The following is a 552-nucleotide window of genomic DNA, read 5'->3' as shown; positions in this document are numbered from 1 at the left end:
CCACTCGACGGTGCGCCGGGCGACGTAGGTCAGTTCACGCATCGGTGGGCTGTCCCTTCGCCAGTGCCACGAGGTCGGCGTAGCGGATGACGGAGCCGCCCGCGCCCCACGTGCCATCGGGCTGCTCGTGCACGAGCACCCACACCCGCAGGGCGTCGTTCGGGCCGAGGCCGGCCGCGGCCAGGACGCTCTTCGTCGCCTCCTCGACCAGGCCCGCTTTACGGCGCTCGGACAGGGCTCCTTGCGGGACGTTGACCTCCACCAGGAAGCGCGGCGCGTCGTCCCCGGCGGTGATCTGCGCGCCGTCCGGCAGGTCGACGAGGTAGCTCCACGCCTGGCCGCGGAAGAACGCCGTGTCGGGTGCGCCCTCCCAGCGCAGCAGTACGGCGGCGAGGTCACGCTGGATGCTCTGGCGGCCTTGTTCGGTCAGGGCGCCGGCCGGGGCCGTGAGCCGGATCATCGGCATGGGCATACCTCTCTTCGTTTCGTTCGACTCTGCGCTTGACGACGCAGTTCTATGACAGTCGTTATAAGTGGCGGTCACGCTAGACT

The 552-nt window shown here is 69.6% G+C and carries 1 protein-coding gene; it reads right to left on the bottom strand.

The window, feature by feature from the left end; all coding sequences use genetic code 11:
* Window positions 1-34: 34 nt before the first annotated feature.
* On the bottom strand, window positions 35-466 hold the full coding sequence (locus TN53_RS41970; protein WP_046264163.1) for a tautomerase family protein: 432 nt from the start codon (window positions 464-466) through the stop codon (window positions 35-37).
* Window positions 467-552: the final 86 nt, after the last annotated feature.

Origin of the sequence: Streptomyces sp. WM6386, from assembly GCF_000972385.1 — a bacterium.
Lineage (GTDB): Bacteria > Actinomycetota > Actinomycetes > Streptomycetales > Streptomycetaceae > Streptomyces.
This window is presented reverse-complemented; position numbering and strand designations above follow the sequence as displayed.

Excerpts from the sequence above, each read along its gene's own strand:
- TN53_RS41970 (WP_046264163.1), bottom strand. The coding sequence starts at position 466 with ATGCCGATGATCCGGCTCACGGCCCCGGCCGGCGCCCTGACCGAACAA.